Annotated in this window: 18 protein-coding genes; 4 read left to right on the top strand and 14 right to left on the bottom strand. The window is 35.5% G+C overall.

The annotated features are described in order from the left end of the window. Nucleotides 1-3 precede the first annotated feature (3 nt). Together P6N22_RS00275 and P6N22_RS00280 are read left to right on the top strand one after the other, a co-directional pair. On the top strand, nucleotides 4-1,212 hold the full coding sequence (locus P6N22_RS00275) for a glucose-6-phosphate isomerase (protein ID WP_280329058.1): 1,209 nt from the start codon (nucleotides 4-6) through the stop codon (nucleotides 1,210-1,212). 72 nt (nucleotides 1,213-1,284) lie between these two features. Continuing rightward, nucleotides 1,285-1,533, top strand: a complete 249-nt coding sequence (locus P6N22_RS00280) for a helix-hairpin-helix domain-containing protein (RefSeq protein ID WP_280329060.1) — start codon at nucleotides 1,285-1,287, stop codon at nucleotides 1,531-1,533. Nucleotides 1,534-1,560: 27 nt separating this feature from the next. Here P6N22_RS00280 and P6N22_RS00285 read toward each other — a convergent pair whose 3' ends face one another. The 14 genes from P6N22_RS00285 to P6N22_RS00350 form a co-directional block, all read right to left on the bottom strand. After that, nucleotides 1,561-2,736: a glutathionylspermidine synthase family protein gene (locus P6N22_RS00285; protein WP_280329062.1), complete on the bottom strand. Its 1,176-nt coding sequence runs from the start codon at nucleotides 2,734-2,736 to the stop codon at nucleotides 1,561-1,563. Nucleotides 2,737-2,738: 2 nt separating this feature from the next. Continuing rightward, nucleotides 2,739-3,332 carry a hypothetical protein gene (locus P6N22_RS00290; RefSeq protein WP_280329063.1) on the bottom strand — a complete coding sequence of 198 codons (594 nt, stop codon included), beginning with the start codon at nucleotides 3,330-3,332 and terminating at the stop codon, nucleotides 2,739-2,741. Continuing rightward, on the bottom strand, nucleotides 3,332-3,778 hold the full coding sequence (locus tag P6N22_RS00295) for a hypothetical protein (RefSeq protein ID WP_280329065.1): 447 nt from the start codon (nucleotides 3,776-3,778) through the stop codon (nucleotides 3,332-3,334). The genes P6N22_RS00290 and P6N22_RS00295 overlap by 1 nt, the downstream gene beginning before the upstream one ends. Next, a complete protein-coding gene (locus P6N22_RS00300) occupies nucleotides 3,775-4,248 on the bottom strand; it encodes a Sua5/YciO/YrdC/YwlC family protein (RefSeq protein WP_280329066.1) in 474 nt (157 codons plus the stop codon). The genes P6N22_RS00295 and P6N22_RS00300 overlap by 4 nt, the downstream gene beginning before the upstream one ends. Then, complete coding sequence (gene carB / locus P6N22_RS00305) at nucleotides 4,209-7,463, bottom strand: carbamoyl-phosphate synthase large subunit (protein WP_280329069.1); 3,255 nt, start codon at nucleotides 7,461-7,463, stop codon at nucleotides 4,209-4,211. The genes P6N22_RS00300 and carB overlap by 40 nt, the downstream gene beginning before the upstream one ends. A gap of 71 nt (nucleotides 7,464-7,534) precedes the next feature. Beyond that, nucleotides 7,535-8,290: a MipA/OmpV family protein gene (locus tag P6N22_RS00310; protein WP_280329071.1), complete on the bottom strand. Its 756-nt coding sequence runs from the start codon at nucleotides 8,288-8,290 to the stop codon at nucleotides 7,535-7,537. Next, the gene (gene mreC / locus P6N22_RS00315; protein ID WP_280329073.1) at nucleotides 8,287-9,048 is read right to left on the bottom strand and encodes a rod shape-determining protein MreC; all 762 of its coding nucleotides are present in this window, start codon (nucleotides 9,046-9,048) and stop codon (nucleotides 8,287-8,289) included. Before mreC ends, P6N22_RS00310 begins: the two co-directional genes overlap by 4 nt. Further along, nucleotides 9,041-10,078, bottom strand: a complete 1,038-nt coding sequence (locus P6N22_RS00320; protein WP_280329075.1) for a rod shape-determining protein — start codon at nucleotides 10,076-10,078, stop codon at nucleotides 9,041-9,043. Before P6N22_RS00320 ends, mreC begins: the two co-directional genes overlap by 8 nt. A 9-nt stretch (nucleotides 10,079-10,087) precedes the next feature. Further along, nucleotides 10,088-11,335, bottom strand: coding sequence for an ATP-dependent Clp protease ATP-binding subunit ClpX (gene clpX, locus P6N22_RS00325; protein WP_280329076.1), 1,248 nt, complete (start codon nucleotides 11,333-11,335; stop codon nucleotides 10,088-10,090). After that, nucleotides 11,325-12,119, bottom strand: coding sequence for an acyl-ACP--UDP-N-acetylglucosamine O-acyltransferase (gene lpxA / locus P6N22_RS00330; RefSeq protein ID WP_280329078.1), 795 nt, complete (start codon nucleotides 12,117-12,119; stop codon nucleotides 11,325-11,327). Before lpxA ends, clpX begins: the two co-directional genes overlap by 11 nt. Nucleotides 12,120-12,128: 9 nt before the next feature. Next, nucleotides 12,129-12,575 (bottom strand): 3-hydroxyacyl-ACP dehydratase FabZ, encoded by a 447-nt coding sequence (gene fabZ, locus P6N22_RS00335; protein ID WP_280330458.1) that lies wholly within the window; start codon nucleotides 12,573-12,575, stop codon nucleotides 12,129-12,131. A 53-nt stretch (nucleotides 12,576-12,628) separates the two neighbouring features. After that, complete coding sequence (locus tag P6N22_RS00340) at nucleotides 12,629-13,711, bottom strand: epoxyqueuosine reductase QueH (RefSeq protein ID WP_280329080.1); 1,083 nt, start codon at nucleotides 13,709-13,711, stop codon at nucleotides 12,629-12,631. 53 nt (nucleotides 13,712-13,764) lie between these two features. Beyond that, complete coding sequence (locus tag P6N22_RS00345; RefSeq protein WP_280329081.1) at nucleotides 13,765-13,959, bottom strand: (2Fe-2S)-binding protein; 195 nt, start codon at nucleotides 13,957-13,959, stop codon at nucleotides 13,765-13,767. 122 nt (nucleotides 13,960-14,081) lie between these two features. Continuing rightward, the gene (locus tag P6N22_RS00350; protein ID WP_280329083.1) at nucleotides 14,082-14,579 is read right to left on the bottom strand and encodes a peptidylprolyl isomerase; all 498 of its coding nucleotides are present in this window, start codon (nucleotides 14,577-14,579) and stop codon (nucleotides 14,082-14,084) included. A 63-nt stretch (nucleotides 14,580-14,642) separates the two neighbouring features. Between P6N22_RS00350 and P6N22_RS00355 the strand changes: the two genes are divergently transcribed. Then, nucleotides 14,643-15,851, top strand: a complete 1,209-nt coding sequence (locus P6N22_RS00355; RefSeq protein ID WP_280329085.1) for a HAMP domain-containing sensor histidine kinase — start codon at nucleotides 14,643-14,645, stop codon at nucleotides 15,849-15,851. Next, nucleotides 15,852-16,508 carry a response regulator transcription factor gene (locus P6N22_RS00360; RefSeq protein ID WP_280329087.1) on the top strand — a complete coding sequence of 219 codons (657 nt, stop codon included), beginning with the start codon at nucleotides 15,852-15,854 and terminating at the stop codon, nucleotides 16,506-16,508. Nucleotides 16,509-16,596 lie beyond the last annotated feature (88 nt).

Here is a 16,596-nt window from a genome sequence, read left to right on the forward strand (position 1 = left end):
GTTATGCACTATAAACATAATTTTAATCCAACAATATCAGATGAAGAGATTTTTGAAAAAATTGTAGCAGAAAAAGAAGATATAGGATATTATTCTCTTCCTTTACAAGATTCGTCAACGTATAAAGAATATGCACAAACGGTTAAACAAAAGAATATAGTTGTAATAGGTATTGGCGGAAGTACATTAGGTACATATGCCATTTATAAATATCTTAAACATTCAAAAAAATTAGATAAAAAACTTTATTTTTTAGAAACAACTGATCCAATCGATATTCAATCAAAATTAGAGCAAGTAGAACTAGAAGATACATTGTTTATCGTAATTTCAAAATCTGGAACAACAGTTGAAACAGTATCAATTTTTAAATATGTACATTCCCTTGTAAAAATTGATCATAATAATTGTGTGGTAGTTACGGAAAATGATTCAAAACTAAGAAAATATGCGGATGCAAATGGGATGAAAAGTTTTGAAATTCCTAAAAATGTTGGTGGAAGATTTTCCGTATTTTCAGCAGTGGGGCTATTACCTTTAGCAATAGTAGGTATTAATATCGATGATATTTTAAAAGGTGCAAAGCTAGTACATGATTCATTCTTCAGTCAAAGAAGTTTTTATTCACGTTTAATTAATAAAGCAAGATTTTTAGTTGAATATAAAAATAGTTTTAATGTTAATGTCGTATTTTCTTATTCTTCACGTTTAGAAGGGTTTAACAAATGGTATATCCAGTTATGGGGTGAGTCTTTAGGAAAAGTCGATATTAATTCAACAAGACAGGGATTGACACCAATAGGTATTATAGGACCGATAGATCAGCACTCGTTCTTACAACTTATTATCGAAGGTAAAAGAGATAAAACTGTTACAGTAATCAAAGTAGAGAATTTTTCTAATGATCTAAAAATACCATCTGTAAATTTAGAAGGTTTAGAAGAATTAAATTATCTGGATGACTTAGAGTTTTCTTCTTTAATTAATAAACAAGCTGACGCTACAATAGAATCAATAAATGCATTAAACGATATACCATGTGATGTGATTACAATTGACGGTATGTGCGAAAGTGCTATTGCATCACTAATGTATGAGTATGAACTATTAACATCATTATGTGCTAAATTTATGTATATAAACGCATACGATCAGCCTGGTGTTGAAAGTGGTAAAAAAATTCTCAAAGAAAAACTTATACAAAAAAAATAACAAATTGCAATATTTTTACTGTTAAAGGCAAAAAATATTATAATAAACCAGATTTTAACAAAAAGGAATAAAATGAAAGTTTTATTAGGTCTGGTTTTAGGATTTAGTTTTTTGTTTTCTGCAGTTGATATAAACAATGCAAATCAAAAAGAGCTTATGAGCATCAAAGGAATTGGTGTGACAAAAGCGAAAGCAATTATTACTTATAGAGAAACTCATTGTTTCCAGAATGTTAATGAATTGCAAAAAGTAAAAGGTATAGGAAAAAAGTTTTTACAACAACATAAAAGTGAACTAAGTGCTGGAAGTTGTAAAAACTAAGAAAATGTCCAGAGTTTATCTCTGGATTTATTTAATAATATGTCCTACAAATTTAGACATGTTATCTAAGATTTCACCGCCTTTTCTAAAGCTGAGACCGCATGCTTCATAAGCAAAAAATACTCCTGCCTGATATTTATCCCCATTATTATCTTTTGCAAATTCTATATACTCTTGATATACCTTTTTATAATTGCCGTAAGGGCCTTCTGTTTGAGAAATAACTTCGGTATTACCATCTAAAACTTTAGTATTTGCCCCTTCACGTCCAAAAACTGGTTTTTCGACCTGTTTAACTTTAAGTGGTTCAAAAGAAGTTTGAAGTAAATACGATGAATCAGGAAAGAGATCACATAAAATTTTTAGCATCCCTTTTGATTGGAATAAAAGAGTGTATGCTGGATTTAAGATAATTGCTTCTTGATTGAGCATAATAGATGTAAGCGTAGTTGCAAGTTCAGGTTCATCTATTGCTATATCTTCCCAAGGGAATAGTTTAAACCAATACTCATATTTATTTTCATGAGCATCATAGATACCATTTTCATCAAACTTGACATTTTGTAAAAATTCAAACGATGTTGCAAAACCTGCATCAGTTGCCATTTGTTGTAACAACTTCGTTGTTGCTTCCTCTTCATCATTTCCTTCTACCGATGAAAATAATATTTTCCATCCATCATAAAACTCATCGAATTTTTCTGTCTCTTCAAAAAGGGTAATGAGTCTTTTAAAATTATTGGAGATAGCTTCATATACATGGTTAAACTGCTGTTCTTCATCCAAACTATTGTGTTTTAAAATTGCCCATTGAAGCAGGGCAGTTTCAAATAGAGCAGTTGGTGTATCTGCATTAAACTCTATCAGTTTTATAGGTTTACCATCGATACCGCCTGCAAGATCAAACCTACCGTAAATATGCCAGTGAACATCATTTTCCCAAGACTTTTTGATAACATCAACTAGATTAAATGGAATGCCAAGTTCAAAAAATAGATCATTTTCAATAACATATTCAGCAGCTTCAACATACATATCATAAAGCTCATTAACCGCATTATAATATGCCTCTGCTTCAGTAGCCGAAACTACTACAAGAGCATTACTGACATATTTACTACCGTCATGATCCGTATGCCAAGAAAAACCAAGTTCTTCTAATTTATCATTACTCAGAGGAGTAACATTTTGGAGTTGAACCACTCTTATCCTCCGAAAGAACTGCTGCCAGTTTTACTAGAATAACTGCCACTGCTTTTATTGTATGTAGAACTGCTTGAAGAACCAAAAAAACTTTTTTTACTACTTGATGTTTTACTAGCTGATGATGTTGCTGAACGAGAGTATGCACTTCTGTTTGTAGTTGCTGCATTTCTTGCAAAACTTTTGTTATTCATGAGTGCATTTCCAATCATATTTCCAAGCAGACTTCCTGCAGCTACTGCGAGTATTGTTCCGGCAAGTCCCATACCTGCATCACCCGCACCGTCATGTAGCGTTTCACTTGTACCGTTTTGTACCTTGTCATATTCTTGTTGTGCCAGAGCTTTCATCTCATCTTCATTCATAAAACGTTCACTAACATTGCCGTTTGCATCACGTTCACGAATTATTGCACGTGTAGGACCGTCAGTCGGCATCTCCTCAACTACTACATATTTCCCGTTAGTTTGTTGTTCAATTACTAAAAACTTGTTTTGAGCCTCTTGTTGCTGTGAACAACCGCTTAAAACACTCATCATAAGTACTCCGGCACTTCCTAGTGCAACACCACTGGCTAAAGATGAAAATTGTTTCATTAAATTTTTCCTTTTATTTTCTTTTTGTCTAAGATGATGATTTTTTGTAGTTCCGTATCGTAGAATGTTACTGTTTTTCTTCCATTATAAAGGATATCTCCATGGTAAGAAAATCTGCTTGTTTGCAGGATTACATTTTCTTTAGAGAGCATATATGCACCGACACTGTTTCCGATAGGGGCAATTAAAGTGGCAAAGCTCAGTAGAAATAAACTCCCGACAAATACAAGGGCCAGTTTTATATTTGTATAAAGCGTTACGTAGCCGATTAAAAGAGTAAAAAACAGAAATATCAAGAAGTCTTGATTATCTGCAAAAAGAATATTGTAATAAAGATCTATCTCATAATAATCGATGTAATTGAGTTTAATTCCCAGAAAAAGAAAAAAGTCTAATATAAATGTAAAAAACATCCCCGATAACAAAGCTTGAAAAAATTTACTCATCGTAATCTCTTTATTTTTTTATTGTTGATCTTAAAGAGTTTAGAAGCTGTTTTTTCTTCCAAATCATTGAGATCTTCTATAATTATATCAGTTTTTGATTGACAAAATTCTCTGTCAAAATTTTTACCACTTTCATTTGCAGAGGTTGAATAAACCCAGTTTAAATTACGCAATATATTTGAATGTAAAGGGTAAGCAGCTATACGAAAGGCTTCATTTTTTACAATAAAGGTACTTTTATTAGCTCTGCGAAGAAGCCTTTTTTGAGTTTTTGGAACTCTTTTATGTGCATCTTGCAAACTTTTCAGAGAATTGTAAACTTTAATAAATGGTTTACTGTTTGGACGAGTTTTTATATCTGCCAACGCATTGGCATTTTGAGACACAAAACCGACAGTAGTATCGGTTTGTGTTAGAATGACTTGTTCGTTTATACTAAAAAGTCTTGTAGTGCTGTTGCTTTTGACCATGAATCATCTTTCATTTCGTCAAGTGCCAGAACTGCAGCACGTGCAGCACTTAAAGTTGTAAAGTAAGGGATATTACGTTTTAGAACTTCTTGACGAATTACAACTGCATCTTTTTTGCTTGTGTTATTATCTGAAGTATTGATTGCCATTGCAATCTCATCGTTTTTCATAGCATCTTCGATGTTAGGACGCCCTTCAGAGATCTTTAGAACCACTTCACACTCTACACCAGCTTGTTCAAGAGTTTGTTGTGTACCTTTTGTAGCCACAAGTTTAAATCCATGACGTACTAAGTCTTTTGCTAAAGGAATAGCATGCTCTTTATCTGCATCTACAAATGATAAGAAACATGTACCAGCTGTCGGGATATTGTTTCCTGCACTTAATTGAGCTTTTGCAAATGAGATACCGAAGTTAGAACTGATACCCATAACTTCACCGGTAGATTTCATCTCAGGAGAAAGAACTAAGTCAGCACCGTAAAGTTTATGGAATGGGAATACCGCTTCTTTAACAGAGATATGACCTTTAAGTTTTGGACGCATTAAACCGTTAACTTCTTCAACAATATTGTATTTATCGTAGTATGCAAGAGAGTCTCTTAAGTTCTCACCCATCATTACACGAGTTGCTACTTTAGCCAGAGGCATACCAGTCGCTTTAGAAACGAAAGGAACTGTACGAGAAGCTCTAGGGTTTACTTCAATTAGGTAAATTTCACCTTCATAGATAGCGTATTGAACATTCATAAGACCACATACACCAAGACCAAGTGCGATAGTTTTAGTTTGTGCTTCAACTTTTTCGATCATCTCTTGAGAAAGGTTTACAGGCGGTAGTGAACATGCTGAATCTCCAGAGTGGATACCGGCTTCTTCAATATGCTGCATAACAGAACCGATATATACTTCATTACCGTCAGAGATACAATCAACGTCTAGCTCGATCGCTTGGTCTAAGAACTTGTCAATAAGAACCGGAGCTTCATTTGAAACAGAGATAGCTAAATCCATATACTCATTTAATTCAGCTTCAGAATATACGATTTTCATACCACGACCACCAAGAACGAATGATGGACGAACAAGTACAGGGTAACCTATTTTTTCAGCGATAGCAGGAGCTTGCTCTTTAGCACTAGCTAAACCGTTAGCCGGTTGTTTAAGACCGTGTTTGTTTACGAAATCAGAGAATTGTTCTCTATCTTCTGCTAGATCAATTACAGCTGAAGGCGTTCCAGAAATTTTAGCACCGATTTTTGTAAGACCGTCTGCCAGTTTAAGTGGAGTTTGTCCACCAAAGTGTACGATAATTCCATCTGGGTTTTCAGTATCAATTACTTCTCTTACGTGTTCAAAGTCAATCGGTTCGAAATAAAGTACATCTGAAGTATCATAGTCTGTTGAAACAGTCTCAGGGTTACAGTTGTACATAATAGTTTCAATACCCATCTCTTTTAAAGCAAATGCTGCGTGTACACAACAGTAGTCAAATTCGATACCTTGACCGATTCTGTTTGGTCCACCACCTAGAATAAGAACTTTTTTCTTATCTGATTCTCTTTTAGAAACAGGAAGTTTTGTGATGTTAGTAGTTGAATAAAGGTATGGAGTCAGTGCTTCAAACTCTGCTGCACAAGTATCTACTTCATTGTATTCTTGTCTTACGCCAAGTTTTTTTCTTGCTTCAAATACATCGTTTTCAGTAACTTTGTTATCAGTATTTTGAGACACTAGTTGTGCAATTCTTTTGTCTGAGAAACCGTCAACTTTAGCGATTCTCATAGCTTCTTCTTCAAAAAGAACTTTATCATCCATAGCTTTTTCAGCTGCAATAAGCTCTTCGATTTGGTATAAGAACCAAGGATCGATATTACAAAGCTCAAAGATGTCTTCAACACTTAAACCGCGACGGAAACCTTCTGCAACATAAAGAATTCTGTCTGCATTTGGACGACGGATTTCGTGTTTAATAAAATCTTCATCAGCATCAATTGGATCAAGACCGCATAGTCCAGTCTCAAGTGAACAAAGTGCTTTCTGAAGAGATTCTTTAAATGTACGACCGATTGCCATTGCTTCACCAACAGACTTCATTGAAGTTGAAAGTGTACTGATAGCTTCAGGGAATTTCTCAAACGTAAAACGAGGTACTTTTGTTACAACGTAGTCAATTACAGGCTCAAATGCTGCTGGAGTTCCCGTAATGTCATTTGTGATTTCATCAAGTGTAAAACCAACTGCAAGAAGAGTTGCTACTTTTGCGATCGGATAACCCGTTGCTTTAGATGCTAGTGCAGATGAACGAGATACACGAGGGTTCATCTCAATTACGATCATACGACCAGTTTTAGGATCAATTGAGAACTGAACGTTTGATCCACCAGTGTCAACACCGATTTCTCTTAGAATAGCAAAAGAAGCATCACGCATTCTTTGATATTCTTTGTCTGTTAGAGTAAGTGCAGGAGCAACAGTAATAGAGTCTCCAGTATGTACACCCATAGGGTCGAAGTTTTCGATTGAACATACGATGATACAGTTGTCCGCTTTGTCACGGATAACTTCCATCTCATACTCTTTCCAACCGAGCATAGATTCCATAATTTCGATTTCATTAATAGGAGAAGCTGAAATTCCTTCTTGAGCAAGTTTCTCAAACTCTTCCATGTTGTATGCTACACCTGAACCACCACCGGCTAGTGTAAATGAAGCTCTTGAGATAACAGGGAAACCTATCTCTTTAGCAACTTCGATTGCTTCTTCAACACTGTATGCATTTTTACTTTTTGGTAAATCCATACCAATTTTAATCATAGCTTCATTGAAAAGGTGTCTGTCTTCACCTTTACTAATAGCTTCAGGGTTTGCACCTAAAAATTCTACCCCTTCTAACATCCCTTTTTCATACATTTTCATAGCGACATTAAGTGCTGTTTGTCCACCCATCGTTGGAAGGATTGCATCAACATGCTCATCTTTGATGATTTTTGCAATAATATCTTCTTTGATCGGCTCAATATATGTTCTATCTGCAAATTCAGGATCTGTCATAATAGTTGCTGGATTAGAGTTGATAAGAACTACACGGTATCCAAGCTCTTTAAGAGTTTTACAGGCTTGTGTACCAGAGTAGTCAAACTCACAAGCTTGACCAATAATAATTGGTCCAGAACCTATAAGTAAAATAGTTTTAATGTCGGTGCGTTTTGGCATTTTTTACCCTCTAAATAGTCTATATAAAATTTAGAGATTATAGCCAAAAAGCACTTAATATTTGATGAAGTTTAGTACTCGAAGTTATATAAAATTGAAGCTAATCCTGAATAAATGTAATTATCTTCAACCAATGGAGAGTTTTTTGCACTGTTTGGGAGATAATCGTATCTTAAATTGAAAAGTGCAGAAAAGTTTTTTGTGAGTGGAAAACCGATGTAAGTTTGTACACCGAACTCAAAACCATCATTTGCTTTATATGCAGGACGATTAAGTGCTAAGTTGACTTCACTATCTTTGACTCCGTAGTAGTAGTTCATAAATTTTTTACTCATATAAAGCATTACAACGCTTGGATAGAAATTTACTTTGCCAATAGAATATTTTGTTCCAAGTTCAGTTTTGTTAAGCCAAGAATCGTGATAACCAAGAAGATCGTGTAGTAACATGTTTTCTATATATGTACCTTTATATTTAGCACTAAAAGCTATACCGCCTTCAATTGAGCTTTTTCTCTCACTCATACCGCTTAAGATTAGTGAATCACTTCCTTTATAACCTAAAGTTCTTGGTTGTGCAGTAAGTGATAAACCCCAAGAAAAATCTTCATTTTTCTCCCCTAAAAAGTACATACCTACGCGTGTCCAACGTACATAAAATATTGAATTGTCAAAAAAAACAACAGGTGAAGGTAAAATAATGTCAGATGTGTTTTTGTATGGCTGTGACTGAATATAAGGACCAAAACCTAAGCTGACTTCTTGTTTTGAATCTTGAGCTAAAAGTAAAGTTGAGAGTAACAATAAGTTGACTAAAAGAAGTCTCATTTTACAACCTTAATCATATAAAAATAGTTTGGTTCTGTAGACTGATAATAGGGTTTGATAATTGCATTTTGATACCCTTCAGACTGGCTGATTGAGATCACTTTTCCAACTTTTAAACCTTTAAAAAAGATGTTGTCAAGTCCCGATGTAACTACTTCATCACCTTCATGGATGATAAACCAAGCAGGTATGAAATTCACTACAATGTTCTCTTCATTATTTCCATGAGCTATGCCAGGTGCCTTAGAATCACCAATATAGACGGCATATGTACTTTTAATGTCACTATTTAAAAGAGCAAGAGGTTTATCATCATATTTAATTACAATACCGGCAACAAGTTCTTTATAAACAAGACCATAAATTTTTGAACCGTTATAATCTTTTACATTCAACCATAAACGATTGAGATTCCCTAATTTTTGGTAAGATATGGTACGAACAAGTTCTACTTCTGGATTGATACTCATGTTTGCATCGTTAGCTTGATATAAATCATCGATTTCAGAAGCAAGCTCCTGCATTACGAGATGGTTGTTCTCATAACGTTGTAACTCTTCTTTGAGTTTGTCTATTGTATCGGCTTGAAAAAAGTGTCTGTTATAGCTGTCTGAGATATATTCTGTAGTGTTGTGGTAACCGTCTTTAATAAAGTTTAGCGCACTAATAAACGGTTTTTGTACTGTTGAGGAGTAATTCAGTGCACCCACAAAGAGTGCAAGAAGTATAAAGAAATATACAATCGAAGATTTATTCATTCTCGAAAAGTTCTTGTAGTAGGTCTATCTCTTCTAAAGCACGACCAGTTCCGCGAGCAACTGCTAAAAGCGGTTCATCTGCTACGAAAACAGGGATTTTAACGATATCTGAAAGATATTTGTCCAGTTGACGGATTAGTGCTCCACCACCAGTTAAGATGATTCCGTGGTTTACGATATCACCTGCAAGATCAGGAGGCATAATCTCTAATACGTCACGAAGTGCTTCAGCAATCTCTTTAAGAGGTTCTTTCATAGCATCACGTGCATCGTCAGATGTAAGTTCAACTGAGCTTAAAAGTCCTTCTACTTGGTCACGACCGTTGATGATCATAGAAAGCGGCTCATCTAAAGTAACAGCAGTACCGATAGTGATTTTAATCTCTTCAGCAACTCTTTCACCGATAAGTAAGTTGTATTTTTTTCTTACGTAGTTGATGATACCTTGATCAATTTTATCACCAGCAGTACGGATAGATTTTGAAAGTACTAAACCACCAAGTGAAACAACACCGATTTCAGTAGTACCGCCACCGATATCAACAACTAAGTTACCTTGTGGTTCACGAATGTCTACACCAGCACCGATTGCAGCTGCCATAGGCTCTTCAATCAGATAAACCTCTCTTGCACCTGCACTCATTGCAGATTCGCGAACAGCTTTTCTCTCAACTTGAGTAAGACCGTAAGGTACACAGATAATGATACGCGGAGAGATAAGTGAACTTCTCCCGTGTGCTTTTTCAATGAACTTTCTGATCATCTTTTCTGTCATATCGAAGTCTGCGATAACACCGTCTTTCATAGGGCGGATAGCTTTGATATTTCCTGGAGTTTTCCCAACCATCTCTTTTGCTTCATGTCCAACAGCAAGCACTCTGCTTTGTCCATATTTTTCTGTTTTTACTGCAACAACTGAAGGTTCATTAATAATAATTCCTCTCCCTTTTGCGATAACGATCGTATTTGCAGTTCCTAAGTCAATCGAAAGATCGTTTGAAAAAAGCCCAATAAATTTATTAAATATCATATCTCACCTTTATGCTGTTTTTTGTGTTGTTTTTTTAATATATGCCGGTTGTTCACCGTTTTGGATAACTTCTTTAGTAACAAGTACTTCATAGCCGCTGTATTCAGGAAGTTCATACATAATATCTATCATCGCTTCTTCTAAAATAGCACGAAGTCCGCGAGCACCAGTTTTACGCTTGATAGCTTTTTGTGCAATTGCACGAAGAGCATCTTCTTCAAAGTTAAGTTCTACATTATCTATAGAGAAAAGTTTTACATATTGTTTGATAAGTGAATTTTTCGGCTCAGTTAGAATGCGCACCATATCATCTTCCGTAATTTCGTTAAGTGAAGCAATAATTGGTAAACGTCCGATTAGTTCGGGAATAAGTCCGTATTGTACTAGATCGTCAGGTTCAACCATGTCAAATGTAGGCTTTTTCTCATCTTTTGTTTTTTTATCGTGTCCAAAACCAAGTACATTTTCACCTTGTTTACGTTTTAAAATCTCTTCTAAACCGTCAAATGCACCACCACAAATAAATAAAATATTTGATGTGTCAACTGCTGTGAATTCTTGGTTAGGGTGCTTTCTTCCACCTTTTGGCGGAATGTTTACAACAGAACCTTCAATGATTTTAAGAAGTGCTTGTTGTACACCTTCGCCCGAAACGTCACGAGTGATTGAACGGTTTTCACTCATACGTGAAATTTTATCTACTTCATCTAAGAAGATGATCCCTCTTTGAGCACGCTCAACGTCACCGTCTGCTGCTTGGATCAATTTTGTAAGGATGTTTTCAACATCTTCTCCAACATATCCCGCTTCAGTTAAACTTGTAGCATCTGCGATGGCAATAGGAACGTTTAATACTCTGGCAATTGTTTGTGCCATAAGAGTTTTACCACTTCCTGTCGGTCCGATAAGTAAGATGTTTGATTTTGCAATTTCTGTATCGTCATCTTCAACGTTATGAGTTTTGAAAATTCTTTTATAGTGGTTATAAACAGCAACACTTAAAAGCTTTCTTGCTCTTTCTTGACCAATGATGTAATCCCCTAAAAAGTTATCTAACTCTTTTGGAGTCATCAGTTTATCAACTGCATCTAAAAGTTCTTTGTGCTCATGTTCGTTTTCAGAGACTTTATCATCACCGAACATAATCTTATATGCAGAAATTACACAGTTTTTACAGATGTAAACACCATTACCGGCTATAAGTGGATTTGTTTCACTCTCACTTGCGTCACAAAAGCTACAATGTCTATGAATCATTTTCTGTTTTCCTTTCAAACGGGATACCACGCTTTGTCTTAATTACAAAGTTACATAAATCGGTTACGTAATGATTTTTTGTAGCTTCTAAAATTTCACTTGCCGTATCTTTTAAAGGTTTACCCGATTCAAAAAGTTCACGATAAGCAGCTTTTAGTGCATTGATGTCATCTCTTTCAATGTGGCGTCTAAGACCTGTCAGGTTTAGACCTCTTAAGTTGGCACGGTTTCCTTCAGCCATACAATACGGTGGAACATCCTGAGAAAGTGCAGATGCACCTCCAATCATTGCATAGTCCCCTATATGAACAAATTGATGTACAGGTGTCATTCCACCGATAACTACATAATCACCAAGTTCAACGTGACCTGCTAACGTAGCGGCATTTGCCAAGATACAGTGGTTTCCGATGATAACATCGTGACCCAAGTGAACGTAACCCATAAAAAGGTTGTGGTTTCCGATAATTGTTTTACCGCCGCCGCCTTTAGTTCCCGGGTTGAAAAGTGTAAATTCTCTGATCTTGTTGTTGTCACCGATAATCAGTTCAACATCTTCTCCTGCAAACTTAAGGTCTTGCGGAATTGAACCAATTACGGCATGAGAAAAGATCTCGTTATTTTTTCCGATCGTTGTTTTACCGTAGATACATGCACCTTGTGCGATCTTTGTTCCATCGCCGATTTTCGCTTCAGAAGATACGAAACAAAACGGTCCGATTTCAACATTTTCACCGATAACTGCACCGTCTTCAATAACGGCAAGTTTGGAAATATTACTCAATTTTTAACCTTATTTATCTACGATCATAGCTTTAAGTTCCGCTTCACTTGTCAACTTGTCATCAACGTAAGCTTCACCTTTAAGTAGCCAAATCGCACCTTTATGTTTGATAACAGAGATTCTGTACTCAAGACGATCTCCCGGTTTTACAGGGTTTCTGAATTTCGCTTTATCGATACTCATGAAGTAAACAACTTTGTTTTTTACTTCCTCTTCGCTTAGGTTATCCATACTTTTGAATGCTAATACACCGCCGGCTTGTGCCATACCTTCTAAAATCATAACACCAGGGTAGATCGGGTGACCCGGGAAGTGACCTTCAAATACAGGTTCTGAAATAGATACGTTTTTATAACCTACAAGTGACTCGTTTTTAACGATTTCTGTAATTCTGTCAACTAGTAAGAAAGGGTAACGGTGAGGTAATATGTTTTGAATCTCTACAACATCCATAATCATAATTTTAATGCCTTAAATGATATTTTTGGGATATTTTATCAAAAAATTCATTATAAAATGATTAGCTTTTCTTTTGTGTCCTCATAAGTTGTAGCATCAAGTTCTATGGAAAGCTTTGTATCCGGGAGGTTTGTAACTACAATTATAGGGCTTAAGTCATAATTGGTATCGTTGACTTTTTTTCTAAATTCAAGCTCTTTTTCGAACGAGAGGGGATTATAGATTAACTCTTTTATCGTTTTATAGTTTGTGGAGTTTTGTTCATTGAAAAATTCTAATGTAACAAACTTGATCTCCTCACGGTTAAAATAAGCAACGTTATGTGCTTCAAACTCTATGCGTCCTTGCGCTTTTTTTCTCGGAAGTGTAGAGTAGGAGAGTGCATAGGCATCAAGCACATCTTTTTTTCCGCTGATAAGTTTAAAATTAAATTGACGGTAGTTTAAAAACTTCTGTTTGATAATATGGTAATTTATACCTTTGTCTTCGAGTTCATTGCGGTGTGCGTACATCTCTAAACGTTCTTCAATCGAAGCAGGCAGAGTTTGTCCAGAAATAGGGGAGAACATCTCATCCATAAGTTTCTCTTGATGCTCTCTTTGCATTGTAAGTCCATAGATACATCCGCAGTAGTCCTGACGGTAGAGTTGTTCCTCTTTTGTTACGCGTGATTGATCCTGTGTGCCGCCGCCGCTTCTGTAATCTACGGCAATAAATTCAACACCGTGCTTTGCATGAAAATCATCGCCGACACGTTTGAGCTGCTCTTGGGATTTTAGCGGGCTTACAAGCAGGGTAGTTGTGATCTTTTTCTCGCCTAGTTCTAGCGCTTTTTTTGCACTCGTGATGAAGCGTTTATCAAAACATACTTCACAGCGGGCACCTTTTTCAGGCTCTTTTTCTAGTCCGCGTACGGCATCAAGCCAAGCTTCAAAATCGTACTCGCCTTCAAGTAAATCAATGCCGAGTTTTTTGCAAGAACGCTGTACATCAAGGTAGCGTAGTTGGTATTCTGAGTATGGGTGAATGTTTGGATCGTAGAAAAATCCAGTCAGTTTTTCTTCGGGAAAATCATGTTGGAGCTTTTCCAAGAAAAAATGGCTGTCAACCGAACAGCAGATATGAACTAGCATTATTACCTTTCAAACTATTTATAGAATTATAGCAAGTTTTATTTACGACAGTTTCATAGTTCTTCTAAGGCTTTTTTGATCGCTTCAGGTAAAGAGATGTCTATTTTGGAACATTCATCAAACATACACATTTCACAAATAGTGCCAGCATCAGTTTCTTCTTGAATTGCTTCTAAATCATCACCGTATTTTTTTACACTTTCTACAATAGAATCATAATCAATATAGGCACATCTGCATACTTTCATTGTATATCCTTAATATCAATATTGACTTAGAAGATTCATAAAGTATTCCGACTTTGAGAGTATTTGGTTAGAGGTTGAAATGAGAGGGTACTGGAGTAGAATATACTCCAGTTTGTAGCAGTTTACGCTCTTTCTGCAAAAATCTCGATAGAGTTGATTGCATCTTGCATTTGGATAGAATCTAAAACTGCCATAGATTCAGCATCGTCAGCTTCAATACCACCAAAAACTGTGTGAACACCGTCTAAGTGTGGACATGGAACGAAACAGATGAAAAATTGGCTACCACCAGTGTTTGGTCCAGCATGAGCCATAGATAATGTTCCTTTTACGTGTCTGTGAGTGTTTTTGTTTGTTTCACAAGCGATCGCCCAGTCAGGTCCGCCAGTACCAGTTCCGTGTGGACATCCACCTTGAGCCATGAAACCTGGGATAACTCTGTGGAAGTTTAAGTCGTTATAAAAACCAGTATTAGCTAAGTAAGCAAAGTTTGCAACCGTATTTGGTGTTTCTTCAGGATAAAGCTTGATCCAGATATCACCTTTGTTTGTTGAAACTTTTGCCCATTGGAACTCATTAACATTTGATAAATCGTACTCTTTTAGTTGTCTTCCGAACATATTGTGCCTTTTTTGTTTTTTGAAATTATAGTGCAAAGTTTATAAATTATGTATAATTCTTTTATGAAAGAATTCTTTATTAAGCTGCAAAACTATTTAGTCTTACGATTTAACAGTGTTACTATTCGTCAGGCAAATATTGTAACGACACTTGTTATTTTGCTTTTTACTATAGTTTTTGCCTACTTGCTTATTAAAGAAAATTACCATGATTATGAGATAACGCTCTCTCAACAGCACCATGAACAAATGGCAGGTACTCCATATAATTATGATGTAGCGCAAGAGAAACTAAAATCCCTTTTAATTAAAAACACTTTAGCGATTGCAACGCTGGCTTTTATCCTTTTTGCGATCATGCTGGGGTTTTACAAGATCTTCAATACTCTGCTCCAAAGAGATATGGAGTCGTTTTTGATCTTCTTTAAAGATGCGGCACACAACGATCAGGTGATTAATCCAAATACGATCTTGTTTAAAGAGTTCAAAACAATGGGAACGCATGTAAACGAAATGGTTGATACAATCAATGAACAAAAGCGTACACTCAGAGAACTGAATTTACATTTGGAAGATAAAGTAAAAGCAAAAACACAAGACCTTGAACGCATTTTGGATGCACAAAAAGAGTTTTTGCGTTATACGGTACATGAAACAAATACACCGCTTAGTGTTATATTGACTTCGTTAGAACTGTATGAGATGAAGTATGAAAAAGATAGACATCTTGCAAAAGTAGAAGCGGCTGCGAAAAATATTTTTAATATTTATGATGATCTTAGTTATCTGGTGAAGAAAGAACATATTAATTATCCTAAAGTATCTATAGATATTAACAAATTCATTAAAAGTAGAATAGACTTTTTCTCTGAAGTGGCAAACCTCTCAAGTGTATCTTTCTCATTTCATAGTGAAGTAGAAGGTGCATATATCTTTTTCAATAAAACAAAACTACAGCGTATTATTGATAACTCTATAACCAATGCAATCAAATATACATATAGAAATGAAGTAGTAGATGTAAAGTTGACTAAAACTATGCATGAAGTTGAGTTTTCCATAGGAAGCAAGTCTCAGCCGATTAAAAATATTGATAAGATTTTTGATGAATATTATAGAGGGGAAGATGAACAAACTTCCAAAATAGAAGGCTTTGGAATAGGGCTTCGACTTGTAAAAAACATATGTGATGAAGAAGGTGTGAAGATTTCACTAGATCGCAGTGATGAAAAAAACACTTTTATATATAGATTTACGATAATGGGTGAATAGATGAAAATACTTGTATTAGAAGATGAAGTGATGCTCAACGAATCGATTTGTGAGTACTTACAATCATTAGGTCACATTGTTGAAGCGTTCTTCGATGGAGAGAGTGCATACGAAGCTATGCAAAACAATAAATACGATCTTTTTCTACTAGACATCAACGTACCGCAAATTGACGGTCTTTCTATTTTAGAACAGCTTCACAGCATGAAGATTCATGTACCTACGATCTATATAAGTGCATTGGTAGATATAGAAGATATCTCCCGTGCATACAATTTAGGATGTTACGATTATCTCAAAAAACCTTTTCATTTGAAAGAATTAGCTCTAAGAATAGACCGGATTGTTATGTCTGCAAAAACTCCAAATGTCCATATGGTGCTTTCAAAGAACTATAGTTACGATCAGGAACACTCAACACTCTATTTTCAACAAGAAGCACAAACACTTACAAAGAAACAATCACAGATTATCGATTTACTGGCTAGAAACCGTGGTTTGGTAGTAGACTTTGACCAGTTTCAAGAGTATGTATGGAATGACGCAATAGTAGACAATGCTACGATTCGTGCCGAGATAAACAGACTAAAGAAGGCTCTTAAAGAGGATATTATAGTAAATGTTCGCGGTATGGGTTACATGATTGAAAAACCTTAGTTACTTTTTTACTCACTTTTAAAACTTTTATATTAATTTTCTTAATAATAGCATTTTGCTACGTTCATGCTATTTTCATTTTTTAGCA

The sequence above is a fragment of the Sulfurimonas sp. C5 genome (genome assembly GCF_029872055.1).
In the GTDB taxonomy this organism is placed as follows: domain Bacteria; phylum Campylobacterota; class Campylobacteria; order Campylobacterales; family Sulfurimonadaceae; genus Sulfurimonas.